Raw genomic sequence first — 1,875 nt, 5'->3', positions numbered from 1 at the left:
GGACCCCCGGCCGTCCGGCCCCGCGCCCGGCCCGCCACCCGCGGCCCCGGCGCCCGCCGCGGGCCCGGGCCCCGCGCGGTGCGCCCGCCCCCCCGGGGGCCCCGGGCCCCCCCCCGGCCCCCGGGGGGGCCCCCCGGGCGGATGGATCAGTAGGTGACGGTCAGGGACTTCACCGTGACGAGGTCCCCTCCTCCATCGTTGACGACGAAGTAGTAGTTGCCGGCTCCGTGATCATCCCAGTTTCCCGAAGACGTGGCGGTGCTGCTCGCAAAGCACGCAGTGAAGGCGGCCTTCGTGTAGTAGGTGTCCGGCGAAAGGGAATTATCCTTGACGAACGTCACGTTCACGACACTCTGGGCACCGCTACAGCCGGTGAACTTGATGTTGGTGGTCGTGTCGGAGGAAGCCTCGGTCCAACGCCGGGATTCGAAGCCGGCCGCGACGCCGGTCAGGTGGCTGCTCCAGCTGTCGGCCTGGGCCGGGGCCGCGAATATCCCCGCCACGGTCGTAACCCCGATGAGTACGAGGATGACCCGCCGAGAGCTTTCACGAAGTGCAGCTATTCGAGCACGAATGGATCTCATTCGAAATCGCTTTCATCTGCGCGAGAAGATCCGAGATTACTGAAGGGGAACGGTCCCCTTCCCTCGGGATGACACGCTCGCAAGATAGGGGAAATCGACACAGGCCCCCTGATCGCATGCCGTCTGACCATGACTGTATGCCGAGCGTCAGCAATGATCAACGGTGCGTTTACGAATCCTCCGCAGCTGCTCCACATGTCCGAGCTGCGATGGCGTGCATCTGAGCTTCTATCGTGATGTACGGTTTCAGAGCTTTTACGGGGCATTTTCACTGATAGCACCCTCCATCTATTGGGATCTTTATTTGGACAAGGGGGATATTTCATGCGCCATAAGAGTGGCGCAGGTCACTGCCACTTTTATTGCAGTCCAATGTGTGCATATCGAAAACTTCTGGAGGTTCCACTCGAAGGAAGTTGGGGCGCGCCATTCAGAGATTGCTGGGATCGGGCACCCCTCTCAATCCATGAACTTCTACGCACCGTGCGGATATGTCCGGACTGTTCCCTTTGGGGCTGCGGCGGGCTCTACGCGCACCCCTATCGACGGCGAGACCGCAGCGAGAGAACTGGACGCGATGGCCGCTTTGAACAACGAATTTCGGGATGCTGGAAGCAGAGGCCAAGAGGGTGGGCCTTGTGCCCGGCCGTGGATAGGCGAGCACACCGAGCGGCGCGAAGAATGGACGCCCAATCCGTGCGGCGATAGTTGGGCCTGGCGACCGCATGGGGACAACTCGCTTGGGTGCTGCGGTCCCACTAGCGCGCACGGACCCAACCTGGCCTGCTCCTGCGGCTCGTGCTTGGCTACGTGGGCGGCCGACTGCTTGGGCCCGAATGAGCTCCACCTTGACCCGGTCCGTGTCTGCGCCGCCCCCCGTCAGGGCTGACCTTGGCCGAGGGGCACGTAGCGGGCACGACGGTCACGGCAAAGCCTCGGCCGGGGATGCCAGTACCTGTCTGACCTGCGAGGGAAGGCTGAAAGCCTTCGACCACTGAAAGGTCTTGAAAACCGTCGTGGCAGCGATGTCACCGTGGGTTCAAATCCCACACCCACCGCACGTGAACGGCCCCTGAACCGACATGACGCTCGGGGGCCGTCGCCATGCCGGTACCCGTCCGGCCCAGCTGTTCCCCCCTGGTTTCCCGTCTCATGGGGCACGCAGGCGGCCGCCTCAACCGTGTCGGACTCTTCGGCTGCGGCCGCGCGCTGCGTCGCCGCCCGTGTGAGCGTTGGCCCGTTGCCGTCTGGCGTCGAAGCGGTGGGCCCGGGAGGGGCCGGGTGCCGCGGT

The 1,875-nt window shown here is 64.6% G+C and carries 1 protein-coding gene; it reads right to left on the bottom strand.

Annotation, left to right across the window (positions count from 1 at the left end):
• Window positions 1-146 precede the first annotated feature (146 nt).
• Window positions 147-503 carry a hypothetical protein gene (locus LCE31_RS35740; RefSeq protein ID WP_225022010.1) on the bottom strand — a complete coding sequence of 119 codons (357 nt, stop codon included), beginning with the start codon at window positions 501-503 and terminating at the stop codon, window positions 147-149.
• Window positions 504-1,875: the final 1,372 nt, after the last annotated feature.

It is taken from the genome of Streptomyces sp. 8L, from assembly GCF_020176795.1.
Taxonomy (GTDB): Bacteria; Actinomycetota; Actinomycetes; order Streptomycetales; family Streptomycetaceae; genus Streptomyces.
Note: the sequence above shows the minus strand (reverse complement) of the source record. Positions and strands in the feature narration are given on the sequence as shown.